Source organism: Enterococcus sp. AZ079 (assembly GCF_050547255.1).
Taxonomy (GTDB): Bacteria; Bacillota; Bacilli; order Lactobacillales; family Enterococcaceae; genus Enterococcus_D; species Enterococcus_D casseliflavus.
In genome coordinates this window covers 2,313,958-2,329,528 of record NZ_CP172955.1, presented here as the reverse complement: position 1 = coordinate 2,329,528, position 15,571 = coordinate 2,313,958, and the positions used below count along the sequence as shown (strand labels likewise).

Below are 15,571 nucleotides of genomic sequence, written 5' to 3'. Positions count from 1 at the left end.
GCAAACATTTTTAGAGAAAACAGGACGTCCAGTTGCGGCGTTCTGTTTTTTTATTTTCTTTGCTTGCAATTGCAAACGGTTTCTGTTAATCTACAAATGTAGAACCGGTTCCACAAATGGACCGACGATCAAAGGAGTGGGAAAAATGAAGGAACAAAAAACGATCGACCAAGTGTTAGAAGCTGTTGGCGGCAAAGAAAATGTCAAAAACTTTGAACACTGTGCCACACGTTTGCGCTTGATTTTGAAAGACGATCAGTTAGTAGATAAAGACAAAGCGGAAGCAGTTGAGGGCAGCAAGGGCTATTTTTTCAACACGGGACAGCATCAGTTCATTTTTGGAACAGGAAAAGTCAATGAAGTTTATCAAGCCTTCGCAGCAGAAATGGGCAATGACGCCTCCGGTGATAAAGCTGGCTTCAAAGATGATGTCTATTCGAATCTGTCACCCGTCCAAAAAGTTGTCCGCACGTTGTCAGATGTCTTGGTGCCATTGATTCCAGCTTTGGTAACTACGGGGCTTTTGATGGGGATTCGGGGATTATTGACCGAGTTGGGGGTCACTTATAGTGCTGACTGGTTAGCTATGTTTGAAATGTTAACGGATACAGCGTTTGCCTTTTTACCTGTTTTGATCGCCTATAGTGCGACGAAAAAATTCGGCGGTAATCCGATCATCGGGATCGTGGTAGGATTGATGATGGTGGCACCGCAATTGCCGAACGCTTGGGCAGTTGCCAGCGGGGATGCAGAGCCATTGCACTTATTCGGTTTATCGATCTCTGGGTATCAAGGGTCGATTTTTCCAGCAATTATTGTCGGGATCTTAGTTTCTAAGCTAGAAAAATGGTTCCGTAAATTTGTTCCGCAAATGATGGACTTGATCGTGACACCATTCTTAACGATTGTCATTACTTTAGGTTTGATTTTGTTTGCGTTAGGACCAATCTTGCAAGTAGCTGAAAGAGCAGTCATCAACAGTATCGTTTACTTGGTGCAAGCACCATTGGGCATCGGTTATATCATTTACGGAGGGGTTCAGCAAGTGATCGTAATCACTGGATTGCACCATTCGTTAAGTATTATTGAGTTAGGGTTATTGAATACGACAGGCGAAAACGTCCTACAAGTCTTAGGTACAGCAAGTATGGCGGGACAATTTGGGGCTGCGATTGCTGCGGCATTTATTTATAAAAACAAAGTCAAACGCTCAAATGCCATCAGTGCGGCGGTTCCAACCTTATTTGGGATCACTGAACCCTTACTATTTGGGGTCAACTTACGCTCGATGCGGATTTTTGGCGCAGGCATGCTGGGGGGCGCAGTCGGCGGGTTTGCGACGTATGTCTTCCAATTAGCTGCTACTGGGATGGGCATCACTTTTATTCCAGGTCTATTGTTGTATACTGGAGATTTCGGTGCCATGCTGAAATACGTTGTCGTGATTTTGATTGCCTTTGGTGTCGGTTTTGCTGGTGTCCAATTGCAGCGCAAACCGCTAGTCAAAGAGTTGAACCAATAAATAATCCCTTGCTGCTCATCGGCAAGAGAAAAGAGGTACCACATTGTTAACGAAGGAATACTGGGCACAGCTTGCCCAAACCCAAAGCGAATTAGCAGAAAAAATCAGTGCTGATGCGTGGCGCTTGAACTATCATTTGATGCCAGAAACAGGATGGATGAACGACCCGAACGGTCTTTGCCAATTCAAAGGCGTGGTTCATTTTTACCATCAATATGTACCGCAAACGCCCCATGGCGGGGAACCACCCCACTGGGGACACAAAACGTCGACGGATTATGTCACGTTTCAAGAAGAAGCGCTGTTTCTTTCTCCCGAACACGACTATGACAAAGACGGGGTCTACTCGGGCTCTGCCTTTATCGAGAATGACGCGATCCATTTCTTCTATACTGGGAATGTCAAACATCCTGGTGATCATGACTATACCTTTAGTGGACGAGAACAAAACACGGTCCATGTAATCAGCAAAGACGGCTATACCGTCGAAAAGCAAGAAGTCGTGATTCCTCATGAGGACTACCCTGAGGGATTTACCGATCATATTCGTGACCCAAAGGTTTTTGCCCACGAAGATAACTACTATATGCTGCTAGGCGCGCGTACGTTGGAAAACGAAGGCAAAATTTTGATTTATGAATCGACGGATTTAAATGAATGGACCTATCGAGGAATCTTTTTCGGTGAGGACTATGCTCTAGGCTACATGTGGGAATGCCCAGACTACTTCCATTTAGATGGCAAAGATGTGTTGGTCTTCTCACCGCAAGGCTTGGCAGCCAAAGAACATGCCTACCAAAATATTCATCAATCAGGGTATCTGATTGGTGAGGTGGATTGGGAAACCCTGACGTTCAAAGAAACTTCTGCGTTTCGTGAACTTGATTATGGGTTTGACTTCTATGCCCCGCAAACCTTTAAAGATGAGCAGAAACGTCGGATCTTGTGGGGCTGGATGGGGCTAGGGGATACCAGTCCTGAATACAGCAATCCTACGATCCCTCGCGGCTGGCAGCATGCCGCAACGCTGCCAAGACAGCTTTCGGTCAAAAATGACCAGTTGTATCAAGAACCTTTGCCAGAATTCCAAAAATTGCGAGACAAGCAAGTCAGCCAAAAAATTGTGCTTTCAGAGAAACCGCAGCACTTGTCTTTCGATGAATTGGCATATGAGTTGCAAGTTACGGTGGAAGTCCCATTGCAGCAGTTCCAGCTTGGACTTTTGCAAGATACGACTTTGGCTTATGAAGCTGGTGTCTTCACGATCCATCATGGCGTTTCTGGCTACGGTCGTAAACAGCGCAGTGTCAAGGTCGATGAACTGACGCAGCTGCAGATTTTTGTCGATACGTCTTCGATTGAGATCTTCCTAAATGGCGGGCAATATTGTTTGACCTCTCGCGTGTATCCCAAACGGACCGAGGCGATCGCTCTCAGCGGAACCGGCACGGTTTGTGTCAATACTTGGGCATTGGCGAAAAAATAAAGCAACGATCCGAAAACGACAGCAAACAGTTGGTTTTTCTTGTTGCACCCCCAAGAGTCAGCTTTTTCTCTGGCTTTTAGGGGGGCATCATACCAACTATTTTGCTGTCGTTATTCGCTTGTTACTGCTTTTGTTGGTTTTGGATAAAGGTCTGCAGCGCAGGTGCATCGATCCGATAGCCGTCTGCAGTTTTTGTGACTAGTTTTTGCGTTTTGAAATCTTTTAAGGTATACGTCAAATGGCGATAGCTCACGCCTAAGTATTCTGCGGTCTCCGTTAATTTTTCTTGAAAAAGATCATCGATCGAAGCTTCCAACAGTAGATGGGCAAGGCGCCAAGCTAAGGGATAGGTTTGATTGACGGAAAAATGATCCATACGCAGCAGCAATTTTTCACCGATAGTTTTGCCTAGTGTTTGTACGAAAGCCAGGTCTTGCATGAGCCCGTGAGCTGCTGCTTGCATCGGAATGCCCAGACATGTTGTTTCACCGATCGCAACCACGGTTTTCGGTACTGTTTCGGCGCCAATCAACGTGAGATCGCCAATGCAATCACCAGGATGGAGAAACTGCAGCAAGGCACGTTTGCCGTTTTCTTGCGTTTGAATGATCTTGGCTTTGCCAGTCAATAGGACGAAAAAGACCGACATCGGCACCGTTTCTTTTTGGATCGCTTCTCGATGATCAAAGGTCCAGAGGGCACTTTGTTGTAAAATCTCCTCAGGAATCGGCAAGGGGCAGCTTTCTTTGATTGGTACCTGCTTTATTGCCAAGGCATAAGCGGTTTTTTTCGCTTTTTTCCTCCAAACTAGGAGAAATCTCCTATTTGTTTTTAGTCAGTATAGCACATACTTAGAAAAGCAAAAAAGAAAGTGTGGGAGAAAAAATGAATAAAAAGCAATGGATAGGATCAGGAATTTTTTATGGGCTGAGTGCATTCGGGATCAGCTTGACCATTAAAGCAAGCGTTGGGGTCAGTAGTTTTAATGCCTTGAATGTTACGCTGGCAACGATGTCAGGAATCAAAGTCGGCACCATCACAACAGCCATCAATTTGAGCTTTTTAGCTGCCTGTTGGCTATTGGATCGGCGGCAGACGTCCCTCAAACAAAAAGGCAGTGAGTACTTGATTATGTTTTTTGCTTTGCTGGCATTCGGCTATTTGATCAATGGCTTTGTTTACTACTTCTTGGCATCGCTGCACTTGACGAATTATTGGAGCCAACTAGCTGCTTTGATCGGTGGGATCTTGATTTCTGGAACGGCGACGGGACAAGTCCTACGGTTGCAGGTCTTGAAATTTCCAATCGAGTACTGGTGTCATTTGCTGGCGCAACGCAGTCGTTGGACATTTAAGCAGTACCGTTATGGCGTTGATGCAGTCTGTATTTCGGGGGCACTCTTGCTAGCGATCAGTTTGGGCTTGCCGCTAGCGGTGAGGGAAGGGACCGTCATTAGTTTCTTTTTGCTCTCAGGTGCCATTGCTTGGTCGAAGGAACGTGATTTGGCAGGGGCTTTACCCATTTGGCAAAGAAACAGTTAGCCAGCAGTATTCTTGGAATCGGGAAGGCGTCGAGTGTTCTAAAAATGCAGAAAGCTTTTTTTATGCTACTCTTATTAAAAAAGCGAGATATTTAGTAGGAGGAGACAGGATGAATCGGTTGATTGAAGGGTTTCAGGAAAATTTTGCACCAAAATTGGTTAGGATCAGTGAAAATCGGTTTTTAGTTGCCGTGCGCAACGGAGTCGCCGTCACGATGCCGCTGACGATAATCGGCAGTCTCTTTTTGATTTTAGCCAATCTGCCTTTTCCTGGCTGGACCGAGTTTGTCGGGGAATTTGGCGTCAAACTAGGCGCCGCCAGCAATTTTACATTTGGAATTTTGGGACTGGCCGCTTGTATCGGGATCGCCTACTATTTGGCGGCTTCGTATGAGATCGATCGGATCGGTTCAGTCGTGTTGGCAGTCTGCGCGTTTTTGCTGCTGCAGGCGGGGGAAGAATGGACGATCGATCCAGCTTCTTTGGGGGCGTCTGGTCTGTTTACAGGAATCGTCACGGCGATTGCGACAGTAGTGATCCATCGCTTTTTTCTCAAGCACCGCTTAGTGATTCGGATGCCAGCAGAAGTGCCGCCCGCAGTTGCCAAGAGTTTTTCGGTCTTGCTTCCTGGAGCTGCCATCATCACTGGTGCCTGGGTGATTCGGGTCTTGTTGGAATTTAATGTCAATCAATTCGTGCAAGCCATCTTTTCACCGCTGGCAGTTGGTCTAAACACATTGCCTGGGATGCTGTTGTATACCTTTTTGATTTTGTTGCTTTGGTGTTTAGGGATTCATGGCAGCAATGTGATGGGGAGTATCGGCGATCCGATTTTTCTAGCTTTATTAGCAGCCAATACCGAAGCCTACACTGCAGGCGAACCGTTACCGAACATTTTTGCAGGCGGGTTTTATATCATGTTTTTGTGCTATGGAGGCACTGGTTCAACACTGGGGCTGATCATCAACATGTTAGTTTCAAAGAAAAAAGCCTATCGTTCCCTAGGGAAGATGGCTTTGCCCTCTGCTATTTTTTGTATCAATGAGCCAATCATTTTTGGGTTTCCGATCGTGATGAACCCTATTATGATGATTCCTTTCATCCTGACACCCCTTGTATTATGTGTCGGAACGTATTTCTTGTCGGTCACCAATGTCATTGGGCGAATCATGTTCAATCCACCGTGGACCACACCGCCCTTTATCAATACTTACCTTGCAACAGGCGGCAATATCCCTGCTGTTCTTTGGAGTATCGCTTCCTTACTGATTAGTGTGGCGATCTACTATCCATTCTTTAAAATCAGCGAACGAAGTTTAACAGAAGAAGAAAAAGGCGTTACCGACGCAGTTGCCGCGAAGGGGGAGAACTAAACGCTTATGATTGGCACGTGGTGCGTTGTTTTGTCTGGCAAAGAAAACAGTGGCTGCTACTCATCAAATTGCACAGTGATCCCAGATTTCGTCAATTGTTCCCATTCACGGATCGTTGGCAAGCGACCTTGGCAAAATAGCTGATCGTTGACATACACGAGTGGCAGACAGCTGCGGCCATTGCTTGCTAATTGCTGCTTGACGGCTTGATTCGTATAAAAAGGGGCAGGATCTTCTGCAAAAAAATATTCGTCGATCGTTAAAGGTTCGTTATGGAATGTTTGATGAGCCTGGGTCCTTTCTTCATTTATTTTTAACTGGTGAGTCAAGTGTGCTTCCCAAGTATCTTCTTTCTGGTCGGCATAAACAGCGATCGTTGGCATTGCATCAAATCCTTTCATGGCAGCTGATTTGTCAAAAGTATACCTGAATTTCTTGCCACGAGCAAAAAAGAGTATCAAAAAGAAGTGAAACAACAAAAAAAGACGCAAATGCGTCTTTCAGACTGTAGACAAACCTTATACAAACATGAGGTTTGTCTTTTTTCTATGTAATATTCTATGGATAATCGATAGATTAGGCAGTTTTCCTTTAGGAAAACGTCTCTTTTGCGCTCTGATCCTTTTTATTTTTGCTAGCTTTTTCATATTAAGACACGCAAAAGTAAGCCCAATTTTCATGTGCATTTTTTCAATTCCTATTTGATTGGTATAACGTAACCCATGAAATTCTTTTGCTGTCCCAAAAATTCGTTCAATGGTTTCTTTTCTCTTTTTATAAAGTTCTTTGAACCAACTTTGATGGCGTATCTCTTCACAGGTCTCTATAGCTTCAGCCCAAATGTGTCTAGTGATTACTTTGATATGATTTTTTGAGTTGGTACACTTAGACAAGAAAGGACAATTTTTACAATCCTTTGGATTGCTTTTGTATTCGATATATCCTTTGCGATTGGTAGTGGCATAAGAGAGTATTTTATTATTGGGACAGATATAACAATTATAGTAATCGTCATAAACATATTCATGTTTCTTGAAATAGCCTTTTTTAGTCATAGGACGTTTGTATGGGAAAATTGGGGTCAATTTATGTTCGAGTAGTAAATGTGCAATTGCTGGTGTCTTATACCCAGCATCCATAATTAATTTTTCTAGGGGAAAAGCTCCTTTGAGCTTGTTAAATAAAGAAACAAACGTACGACTGTCATGAAAGTTCCCTGGGTGTGTAGTATAACCTAATATCCATCCATGTTTATCACACGCCACTTGTGAGCTATAGGCAAAAACTTCTTTGTGTTCACCTTTATGAAACCAACCACTTTCAGGATCAGTCGTACTTCTTTTTTTCAAGGAAGTTTTACTTTCTGCGTTTGTTTCTTTTAAGGGCTTTTTTAAATGTTTTTCTCGATTCTTGGTGATTTCTTTTGTCAGCTTATCTGTATAAAAAACAGCTTGTTCCATTACTTCGACAGATTCTTTTTTGTTACGATTCGCATGTGCTTTAATATGCGTACTATCAATAAATACTTCGGAAGTATCTACGATACCTTCAGCGATACATTGTTCTAGAATTTCATAAAAAATTTTTTCAAAGAGATCTGTTCCTTTGAACCGTCGCGTATAGTTTTTACCAAATGTTGAAAAATGAGGAACGGGATCTTCTAAACTCAAACCTAAAAACCAGCGATAAGCGATATTCACTTCTATTTCTTTTATTGTTTGTCTCATACTTTTAATACCAAATAGATATTGAATCATTGGTAATTTAATTAGAAGAATAGGATCCAAGCTAGGACGTCCTTGGATTTCATCGTATTTCTCTTTAACCAATTCATAAATAAAGGAGAAATCAATACATTGATCTATTTGCCGCAATAAATGGTCCTGTGGGACCAAGTCTTCAAGAGAAAAGAAACCGATTTGTGCGCGTTTACTCATATCTTGTTTTGAGAGCATCTGGATACACCTCCAATTGATACTCTTATTTTAACGGATAAAAAAAGACAAAGCACTAAAAACTAGTACTTTGTCTACAGTCTGAAAGACGCAAATGCGTCTTTTTTGTTGTTTCTTATTCGTCAGCGGGTAAAAAATCGAAATTGGTCAACTCGTTGTAAGAATACGCTTGGTCGATTTGACCCTTGTCTTTCGTCCAAGCAATGATTGCGTCGAATTGCTCTTGCGGCACTGCCTGGGCATACGGATAGTCTTCCTGGCTATCTAAGTAAGTACTCATAGCATCGGGAAATTGATAGTCTGCCAAGATGTCGGCATAGTCTTTTGCTGAATGAGCATTCATGTAATCGATGGCTTCGTTGTAAGCAGTGTAGAATGCTTTTAGGTCTTGCGGGCGATTTTGGATAACTTCGTCCATAAATTGTAGTGTGCCGCCTTTGATGCCAGCATCTTTAGAGCTGCCTAAAACAATCGCCCCTTGGGCAGCCAACATGCTGGCTTGCGGTTCCGTATAAACTGCGCCATCGACTTGGTCATTGAGCAATGCTTCGGAACGGGCAGAAAAAGAAGCGATATCCACGATGTCATAGGTAAAATCATTTTCCTGTGCAAATTGGTCCATGATGTATTCTAAAATGAAATTCGGTACAAGGGTGATTTTTTTATCCGCTAACCCTTTCATCTCAGTGATCCCTGAATTCGGTGAAGCGAGAATCTTGAAGTTTTCCAAAATATCAGAAGTGATCGTCATATCGATGCCGTTTTGCTTAAAGGTCGCTTCTGTCATGACATCGCTGATCGTACCATCCAGCTCGCCTGCCTGCACCGCCACATTGCGGTCATTCGGGGAAGTGAAGGATTTGAGTTCTACAGTCAATCCTTGCTTTTCGAAAAAGCCTTCTTCTTTTGCTAGAATGATCGGAATCGCTGATTCAGCTGGTAACACCCCGATCGTCAATGTTTGATCTGTGACCGCAGCTTCTGTACTGCTAGTGCTGGAATTGCTGGTACTTGCTGTTTCGCCAGTGTTACCGCAGGCGGCAGCGCCAACAGCGAATAGTGCTAGGATACTTGCTAAAATCGTTTTTTTCATTGGTTCATTTCCTCGTTTCTAAATCGTTGTTCAAAAGCAGCCATTGGTAGTGAGAACGGGATGACTGCCCGATGGAGTTCCATTGGCTTGGTTTGTGCCGTGTTGATACCTGGTTTGGTGGTAAATGCTAGAACGAAGCCTTCCTTTTCCAAGGTAGCGATCGTCTGCGGATCATAAAAGCCAAAGGGATAGGCAAAAACATCCTTGATGGCCACGTGCTGATTGCAGCTTCGTAAGTCTTGCGCAAAGGCTGCTGGTGTTTCCCACATCGAACGCCCTTGCTGGTCCTTGCGTTCGTGAAAATGATCGGTATGGTTGGCATATTCGAAGACATCGCTCATTTCGGCTAATTCGGCGCTGCTCAATGTCCGCGAAACTTCTGGCTCGTAAGGCTGAGGGGCATCAAAAAGCCAGCCAGTCACGACAAAGGCTGTTGCCTTGAAACCAGCTTCTTTCAACAGTGGGTAGGCATATTCTTTCATCGATTGATAGCAGTCGTCAAAGGTCAGCAACACGGATTTTTCTGGTAGCGGCTGCTGCCGGAAATAAAAATCTTTGACTTCTGCAAGGGTCAACGTATGGTAATTTTCTGCTTTCAAAAAGTCGATTTGTTGTTTAAAATGAGAAGTGCTATTGAATAAGGGCAGAGGCAAGGCATCTTGATACCCGTCTGCGACTTTGATCGGGCGGACCTGATCATAAAGTTCTGCTTCGGGACGTATTTCATGAAATACGAGGGTCTGAAACATCATAAACCATCCTTTCTTGTCAATCACGCAAAAAATAGTATAGCATAAAATGTGAAAACCAACACAAATAATTTGAAGAAAGAAGTTTATTCTCTGATGAGTATTCTATTCGATTCCGTTTCCTTTACCTATGGAGATACCGCCATTTTTAAAAACCTTTCGTTTTGTTTTGAACAAGGCGTGACCTATGTGCTGCTGGGAGAATCGGGCATTGGCAAAAGCACGCTTTTATCCTTGGTCAAAGGGTTGCAGCGACCGCAATCGGGCACGATCACTTACCAAGGCTGTTCCCCTGACAACATCGAGGTCGTTTTCCAAGAACTGCATTTGTTTCCTTGGCAAACAGTCTACCAAGCACTGGAAATGCCGCTGATTATCAACCAAACCCCTAGTGAGCGCCGTAAAAAACGGGTCGCCAGCTGTTTGGCTGAGTTGGGATTGACGCAGGTGCAGGACCGCTATCCGCATCAGCTTAGCGGCGGTCAAAAACAGCGGACCGCCATGGGGCGGGGACTGATCACACAGCCCGATGTTTTATTATTGGATGAGCCGACTGCTTCGCTGGACCAAGAAACCAAAGCAAACGCCCAAGCCATGATCGCTGCCCAACAGCAGCGCAGACAAAACAGCTTGATCGTGGTGACCCACGATCCAGAAGAGGCAGTGTTTTTGGGGCAGACGATTTTACTGCTAAAAGATCAGGGGGTTACGCCGATCAGTAATCCTTTTTACGGCAGCCAGCAAGAACGAGACTCATTGGCATTTTATGAAGTCGTCTTGCAGTTGAAAGAACAAATGAGGGAGGCGAGGCAATGAAAACCATCAAATCTTTTGCTTGGGGCTTCTGTTCGTTTGTCGTGGTTTGGTGGGGTGTAAGCTGGGTGACCAACAATCGCTCACTGCCTAATCCTTTAGAAACGGCCGAACGTTTTTGGGCACTGCGAGAAGTCTTACTGATCCACACAGGTGCCAGTTTGCTGCGGGTATTTGCGGCGTTGAGCGGGGCGTTGCTAGTCGGTGTGCCGTTAGGAATCTTGATTGGGCGATCCCAAAGAGTGGATCGGCGGCTTGGTCCACTGCTTTACTTTTTATATCCGATTCCTAAAGTTGCGTTTTTACCCGTCTTTATGATTTTCTTTGGCTTAGGCAATCTCTCAAAAATTCTCTTGATTTTTGCGGTGATCGTCATTCAAGTGATTGTCTCGATTCGTGATGCAGTCACAAAGATCCCGCCAGCGTATTTTCAAGTCATGAAAAATTATACCAATCAATGGCGCCATGTCTTGCGCTTCGTTATTTTGCCCGCGCTCATGCCCGCGCTTTTTGCCAGTGTGCGGGTCAGTATCGGGATCGCGTTGGCTTCCCTCTTTTTTGCCGAAAACTATAACACGACGTATGGTGTCGGCTATCTGATCTTAAGTGCGTGGTCAAAAATGGACTACCCACAAATGCTTTCGGGTATCCTCCTGATTGCTTTGATGGGCTATCTGCTTTTTGCCAGTATCGATTGGTTGGAAAAAGTGGTGTGCCGTTACCGACAATCTTAGAAAATGAATGGTTGCTCCATTGTATGATAGTATTTATTGATAAGAAAGAGCGATCGAGCAAGAAAAACGAAGTTGATCGCAATACTAAGGAGTGAGCGAGTGATAGGGTTTATCTATTTTATTGTCATTGTTTTGGCGAATGCAGTAGGCGCTGTTTCGGGTATGGGTGGTGGTGTATTGATCAAACCGATTTTCGATTTTATCGGTGCCCATTCTGTTGCTGCGATCTCTTTTTACTCGGCGACAGCGGTCTTCACGATGTCCATCGTTTCGACAGCTAGACAATTAGCCAGTGGACGGAAAATCAATTGGTCGATTGCCTTGTGGGTTTCTGGCGGCGCTGTGTTAGGTGGTATCTTAGGAAATGTTGCCTTTGAACGGTTATTGCTGGTCTTTCGAGACGACAAGATGGTTCAGCTGATCCAAATCCTTGTGACTGTGCTGACACTATTGTTTGCTTTTTTGTATACAAAATATAACTGGCGCGGGTTTGCGTTGAAAAAAGTCGGCTGGTATGCAGCTTGCGGCTTGATTCTTGGCTTTCTAGCCAGTTTGCTGGGGATCGGCGGCGGACCCATCAATGTTTCTTTATTGATGCTGCTGTTTGCCATGCCGATCAAAGAGGCGACGATTTATTCCATTTGTACGATTTTTTTCTCACAGTTGGCAAAAATTTTGACGATCGCTTTTTCGACAGGTTTTGGTCTATATGACCTCAAGGTTTTATGGTTTGTCATTCCGGCAGCCATTGTTGGGGGACTCATCGGGGCAAAGGCTAGCAATGTCCTTTCGCCCCAGCGGGTGACACTGGTTTTTCAAACAGTGATCGTTTTGGTTTTGCTGATCAATATTTACAATGGCATGCAACTATTTTTCTAATTCAATCGGCTTGCTTAACTATGAAAAAGCGGCACCTATCCACGAAGATAGGTACCGCTTGTTTTATTGCCATTCGGATTGATAATTTCCTTTGAGATCATAAACATAATTGATCTCGGTGCGATTACGAATCCCATTTAAACCAACGGTCCAAGTCCATTCGCCTTGGAAGCCGTTTAAAATGACGATGCTGACGCCAGGAACATAGTGATCCAGCTGAGCTGCTCGTGCCTCAGAATCCTTGATGATCTTGGGAATGACGCCCCAATCGATGGCATCAAAGGCAATGGTATCTTCCATCGAAAGCTCGATCGTATCGTCGTCTTTTTTCCATTTGGTCAACAGATTTTCTGGGTAATACCAATACTCGTCTTGCAGGCCTGTGTTTGGATTGATCACTCGCGCAACTGCATAAATGCCGCTTTTTAGCGGGACATTGCGGATGTGAAAACTATAGCTGACCAGTTGCAGCTCTTTGTCCTTGAGTGAGGATTGATTCGGCAGCGCAGCCATAATTTCTTTGGCACTGGCTTCTTCTCGAAAGAGTTGGCGGTCTACAGGTAAAAAGGTGGAAACTACGCCAATACAAAAGAGAATCACTGGCAGCAAGAGCAATGAGAATAACCAATAGAATGGCGATTTTTTGCGTTTCTTGATGCCGATGATCAGACCGATCAAAAAGACCAGCAGGATCCCTGCTACCCAAAAATAGGGGAACAAACGAATGATCTGATGCCTGGTTTCAACGACTTGGTATTCATTCAGACCAAACCAATTTTCCGCGATGGTGAGGTTATTTAAAACAATGATTCCGCCAATAATACTTAAAATAAATAAGAAAATCAATAGCAAAAGCATCCGACCGAGTATCCGACGTATCAGCGAGGGTCTAGTAGGTGGGGTCATGAGTCACGTCCTTTTTATTTTTTTTGAAAATAGTAGGTTAAATACAAGAGTAGTACAACTGGTGTTTTTTTTCAATGATTGTAGACAAAAAAACTGCATCCACAGATGCGACCTCAAAACGTTAGACCAAAAATCTAACTTTTTTGGGGTCAGGACATCGCAGATGCAGGTTTTATTTTCATTTAGTCGAGGGTTTGTTGGCGGGCGATAGCTGGAAAGAATTTCAGGCTATACAATGCACTGATCCCAACTAGAATATAAATGACGCGGGCAATGATCGACGTGCTGCCGCCGGTGATCGCTGCGACAAGGTCAAACTCGAAGGCGCCGACCAGCAGCCAATTGATACCGCCGATGATCAATAAGGTCAGTGCGATCCCATCAAATGTTTTTAACATAGGAAACTCCTCTCTAGTTGTCGTCCCATCAACGTTCATCGTCGGTGATGGTGACATCTTTTTCTTTCTCGCCGTCTTGATTGCGCTCATTATAAATATAGACATGGCGAACGATTTTAATCAGCGGGCGAATGGTCAAAAAGACTCCGCCGATCAAATAGGCGATCGTTCCGTATATCGCAGGCAAACTAGTTAATGAAACGATACTCCCGAAAATATAAAACAAGCCCGTCAAAATATCATTCGTAAGTGAGATCAACATGTAGCGATTTTGAAAATAGATGCGAAAGCGACTTGCCTTGATGATCACATCTTCTTCTTTTCCCGGATCGAATTGATGTTCACTCCGTTTGATTTTTGGCATAGGTGCCATCACTGCTCCTTTATTTGTGCTAAGGTTTCAAGACAACTTTGATGTTCTTGTCTTCTTTTTTGTCAAAAATCTCATACGCTTTGGCAGCATCTGCTAAAGGCATCGTGTGGGTGATGATCTGTGACGGGTCAAACAAGCCGTCCGCAATCATGTCATAAATTTTTGGCATCAAATGGATCACAGGTGCTTGCCCGTGTTTGACATCGATGTTGCGCATAAAGAATTCTTGCAATGGATAAGAAGAAGCTGGTGTCATGTAAACACCAGTAATTTGGACGGTACCAAATTTTTTGACTGCTTTGGCGGCCATCTGGATCGGTGAGATCGTTCCACTTTGCAAGCTGACTAAGTTTTTGGCTTTTTCTTTGACGGGTTCTAAACCATCCATCCCAACACAGTCGATGATCACATCAGCGCCACCTTTGGTCAGCTCATACAGTTCATCAGCACTAGTAGCCAAATCATCCAATTGGAATGTTTCGACTTGATTGTAGCTGCTGGCTTTTTCTAAGCGATGAGCAACAGGGTCCACGGCAATCACCCGCTTAGCGCCTGCCATCACGGCAAATTTTTGGGCAAACAACCCAACTGGGCCTGAGCCTAAGACGATCACGGTATCATCCTTTTTGACGCCAGCATTTTGGACACTCCAATACGCTGTAGGTAAGATGTCAGATAAAAACAATACTTTTTCATCAGGGATCGTTGATTCAGGTACGATAAACGAGGTGAAATCTGCGAAAGGTACGCGCAAGAATTCGGCTTGACCGCCCCAGTGGTTACCGTTCATTTTTCCGAAACCGAATAAGCCGCCATACAATGTATCTTCTGAAGAATTGTCGCATTGACTTTCCATTTCATTTTGACAAAAGTGGCAATGGCCGCACCCGATATTGAAGGGGATGACGACACGGTCGCCTTTTTTTAGTTTCTGTACTTGACTGCCAACTTCTTCAACAATACCCATTGGTTCGTGACCAACGACATAGCCTTCTTCCAAGACCGAGCCGCCATGGTGGTAAAGGTGGAGATCAGAGCCGCAGATTGCGGTTGCGGTGATTCGGATGATCGCATCCGTCGGTTCTAAAATCGTTGGATCTTCTACACGACGAACGTCCATTTTTTGATTTCCTTGCCAGGTTACTGCTTTCATCATTTTTCCTCCTTGTTTGTTCAGATAAGTTCGGACAATCACTAATTTTTTCAACAACACGTTTTTACTTTTTAGTAACAGATAATTTAATTCTGCAAGGATTTTAACGATTTGACAACGAAAACGCTCAAAACGGTTGATTTGTTTTTTCTTCATCAATGGTTTAAAAAAAGAAAAACAGATGATTTGCTAAAAAAGTGAAAGCGTGACACTATTAAAGTGAAGCGTGCATGCGTTACGAGTATCTAACGGAACCTGCATCAACCAGTGACAAGAAATGAGGAGGGATGATCATGGATCTAACGATTCGAGGAAAGGCTTCCTGCACCAATTGCAATGAAAACTTTGATGGGAAGCTGGTCGTTCATTTACAAGAAGACAGCGAGGGGCAATTAACCATGGTACCACCGTTGGAAACGAATGAATTGGCAGAAGATGAAATCGCTATTCATTATGCTTACGGGGAAGTGAAGGAAGCCATCGAAGGAACCTTCATATGTCCAAACTGTCAGACTGAAAATGAGGTTCGGATTGAAATTCCGACCGAGCTATTAGATGGCTCAATGAATTAAATGAATAATCAAATTGAAAAAGCT

General features: G+C 44.0%; 17 protein-coding genes. 8 read left to right on the top strand and 9 right to left on the bottom strand.

Annotation, left to right across the window (positions count from 1 at the left end; genetic code table 11):
• Positions 1–145: 145 nt before the first annotated feature.
• Positions 146–1,522: a PTS transporter subunit EIIC gene (locus IGJ15_RS11100; RefSeq protein WP_005225465.1), complete on the top strand. Its 1,377-nt coding sequence runs from the start codon at positions 146–148 to the stop codon at positions 1,520–1,522.
• 43 nt (positions 1,523–1,565) lie between these two features.
• Complete coding sequence (locus IGJ15_RS11095; RefSeq protein WP_005225466.1) at positions 1,566–3,008, top strand: glycoside hydrolase family 32 protein; 1,443 nt, start codon at positions 1,566–1,568, stop codon at positions 3,006–3,008.
• Between the two features lie 121 nt (positions 3,009–3,129).
• On the opposite strand, the gene IGJ15_RS11090 is transcribed toward IGJ15_RS11095, so the two are convergent.
• On the bottom strand, positions 3,130–3,780 hold the full coding sequence (locus tag IGJ15_RS11090) for a cyclic nucleotide-binding domain-containing protein (protein WP_205821257.1): 651 nt from the start codon (positions 3,778–3,780) through the stop codon (positions 3,130–3,132).
• Between the two features lie 113 nt (positions 3,781–3,893).
• Between IGJ15_RS11090 and IGJ15_RS11085 the strand changes: the two genes are divergently transcribed.
• Both IGJ15_RS11085 and IGJ15_RS11080 read left to right on the top strand, forming a co-directional pair.
• The gene (locus tag IGJ15_RS11085) at positions 3,894–4,550 is read left to right on the top strand and encodes a YczE/YyaS/YitT family protein (RefSeq protein ID WP_034868378.1); all 657 of its coding nucleotides are present in this window, start codon (positions 3,894–3,896) and stop codon (positions 4,548–4,550) included.
• 109 nt (positions 4,551–4,659) lie between these two features.
• Entirely contained in the window at positions 4,660–5,922 is a 1,263-nt protein-coding gene (locus IGJ15_RS11080) for a PTS sugar transporter subunit IIC (protein ID WP_010747740.1), read from the top strand.
• A gap of 56 nt (positions 5,923–5,978) precedes the next feature.
• On the opposite strand, the gene IGJ15_RS11075 is transcribed toward IGJ15_RS11080, so the two are convergent.
• From IGJ15_RS11075 to IGJ15_RS11060, 4 genes are all read right to left on the bottom strand, one after another.
• Positions 5,979–6,383 carry an arsenic metallochaperone ArsD family protein gene (locus IGJ15_RS11075; RefSeq protein ID WP_034868676.1) on the bottom strand — a complete coding sequence of 135 codons (405 nt, stop codon included), beginning with the start codon at positions 6,381–6,383 and terminating at the stop codon, positions 5,979–5,981.
• A 57-nt stretch (positions 6,384–6,440) separates the two neighbouring features.
• Positions 6,441–7,877 (bottom strand): IS1182 family transposase, encoded by a 1,437-nt coding sequence (locus IGJ15_RS11070; protein WP_010748976.1) that lies wholly within the window; start codon positions 7,875–7,877, stop codon positions 6,441–6,443.
• A 115-nt stretch (positions 7,878–7,992) separates the two neighbouring features.
• Positions 7,993–8,970: an ABC transporter substrate-binding protein gene (locus IGJ15_RS11065; protein WP_005225471.1), complete on the bottom strand. Its 978-nt coding sequence runs from the start codon at positions 8,968–8,970 to the stop codon at positions 7,993–7,995.
• Entirely contained in the window at positions 8,967–9,719 is a 753-nt protein-coding gene (locus IGJ15_RS11060; protein ID WP_171805155.1) for a polysaccharide deacetylase family protein, read from the bottom strand. Before IGJ15_RS11060 ends, IGJ15_RS11065 begins: the two co-directional genes overlap by 4 nt.
• A gap of 96 nt (positions 9,720–9,815) precedes the next feature.
• Between IGJ15_RS11060 and IGJ15_RS11055 the strand changes: the two genes are divergently transcribed.
• The 3 genes from IGJ15_RS11055 to IGJ15_RS11045 all read left to right on the top strand — a co-directional run bounded on the left by IGJ15_RS11055 (position 9,816) and on the right by IGJ15_RS11045 (position 12,145).
• A complete protein-coding gene (locus tag IGJ15_RS11055; RefSeq protein ID WP_034868383.1) occupies positions 9,816–10,535 on the top strand; it encodes an ABC transporter ATP-binding protein in 720 nt (239 codons plus the stop codon).
• The gene (locus IGJ15_RS11050) at positions 10,532–11,266 is read left to right on the top strand and encodes an ABC transporter permease (protein ID WP_005225474.1); all 735 of its coding nucleotides are present in this window, start codon (positions 10,532–10,534) and stop codon (positions 11,264–11,266) included. The genes IGJ15_RS11055 and IGJ15_RS11050 overlap by 4 nt, the downstream gene beginning before the upstream one ends.
• A 99-nt stretch (positions 11,267–11,365) precedes the next feature.
• Positions 11,366–12,145: a sulfite exporter TauE/SafE family protein gene (locus IGJ15_RS11045; RefSeq protein WP_005225475.1), complete on the top strand. Its 780-nt coding sequence runs from the start codon at positions 11,366–11,368 to the stop codon at positions 12,143–12,145.
• A 63-nt stretch (positions 12,146–12,208) separates the two neighbouring features.
• Here IGJ15_RS11045 and IGJ15_RS11040 read toward each other — a convergent pair whose 3' ends face one another.
• The 4 genes from IGJ15_RS11040 to IGJ15_RS11025 form a co-directional block, all read right to left on the bottom strand.
• Positions 12,209–13,051, bottom strand: a complete 843-nt coding sequence (locus IGJ15_RS11040; RefSeq protein ID WP_005225476.1) for a hypothetical protein — start codon at positions 13,049–13,051, stop codon at positions 12,209–12,211.
• Positions 13,052–13,233: 182 nt separating this feature from the next.
• A complete protein-coding gene (locus IGJ15_RS11035; protein WP_008379021.1) occupies positions 13,234–13,449 on the bottom strand; it encodes a DUF378 domain-containing protein in 216 nt (71 codons plus the stop codon).
• Positions 13,450–13,477: 28 nt separating this feature from the next.
• Entirely contained in the window at positions 13,478–13,822 is a 345-nt protein-coding gene (locus IGJ15_RS11030; RefSeq protein ID WP_034868385.1) for a YrhK family protein, read from the bottom strand.
• Positions 13,823–13,841: 19 nt separating this feature from the next.
• Positions 13,842–14,975, bottom strand: a complete 1,134-nt coding sequence (locus IGJ15_RS11025) for an alcohol dehydrogenase catalytic domain-containing protein (RefSeq protein ID WP_005225479.1) — start codon at positions 14,973–14,975, stop codon at positions 13,842–13,844.
• 287 nt (positions 14,976–15,262) lie between these two features.
• Here IGJ15_RS11025 and IGJ15_RS11020 point away from each other — a divergent pair, with 287 nt between their 5' ends.
• Entirely contained in the window at positions 15,263–15,547 is a 285-nt protein-coding gene (locus IGJ15_RS11020; RefSeq protein ID WP_005225480.1) for a hypothetical protein, read from the top strand.
• Positions 15,548–15,571: the final 24 nt, after the last annotated feature.

Excerpts from the sequence above, each read along its gene's own strand:
- IGJ15_RS11100 (WP_005225465.1), top strand. The coding sequence starts at position 146 with ATGAAGGAACAAAAAACGATCGACCAAGTGTTAGAAGCTGTTGGCGGC.
- IGJ15_RS11085 (WP_034868378.1), top strand. The coding sequence starts at position 3,894 with ATGAATAAAAAGCAATGGATAGGATCAGGAATTTTTTATGGGCTGAGT.
- IGJ15_RS11080 (WP_010747740.1), top strand. The coding sequence starts at position 4,660 with ATGAATCGGTTGATTGAAGGGTTTCAGGAAAATTTTGCACCAAAATTG.
- IGJ15_RS11070 (WP_010748976.1), bottom strand. The coding sequence starts at position 7,877 with ATGCTCTCAAAACAAGATATGAGTAAACGCGCACAAATCGGTTTCTTT.
- IGJ15_RS11065 (WP_005225471.1), bottom strand. The coding sequence starts at position 8,970 with ATGAAAAAAACGATTTTAGCAAGTATCCTAGCACTATTCGCTGTTGGC.
- IGJ15_RS11060 (WP_171805155.1), bottom strand. The coding sequence starts at position 9,719 with ATGTTTCAGACCCTCGTATTTCATGAAATACGTCCCGAAGCAGAACTT.
- IGJ15_RS11055 (WP_034868383.1), top strand. The coding sequence starts at position 9,816 with ATGAGTATTCTATTCGATTCCGTTTCCTTTACCTATGGAGATACCGCC.
- IGJ15_RS11050 (WP_005225474.1), top strand. The coding sequence starts at position 10,532 with ATGAAAACCATCAAATCTTTTGCTTGGGGCTTCTGTTCGTTTGTCGTG.
- IGJ15_RS11040 (WP_005225476.1), bottom strand. The coding sequence starts at position 13,051 with ATGACCCCACCTACTAGACCCTCGCTGATACGTCGGATACTCGGTCGG.
- IGJ15_RS11035 (WP_008379021.1), bottom strand. The coding sequence starts at position 13,449 with ATGTTAAAAACATTTGATGGGATCGCACTGACCTTATTGATCATCGGC.
- IGJ15_RS11030 (WP_034868385.1), bottom strand. The coding sequence starts at position 13,822 with ATGGCACCTATGCCAAAAATCAAACGGAGTGAACATCAATTCGATCCG.
- IGJ15_RS11025 (WP_005225479.1), bottom strand. The coding sequence starts at position 14,975 with ATGAAAGCAGTAACCTGGCAAGGAAATCAAAAAATGGACGTTCGTCGT.
- IGJ15_RS11020 (WP_005225480.1), top strand. The coding sequence starts at position 15,263 with ATGATCATGGATCTAACGATTCGAGGAAAGGCTTCCTGCACCAATTGC.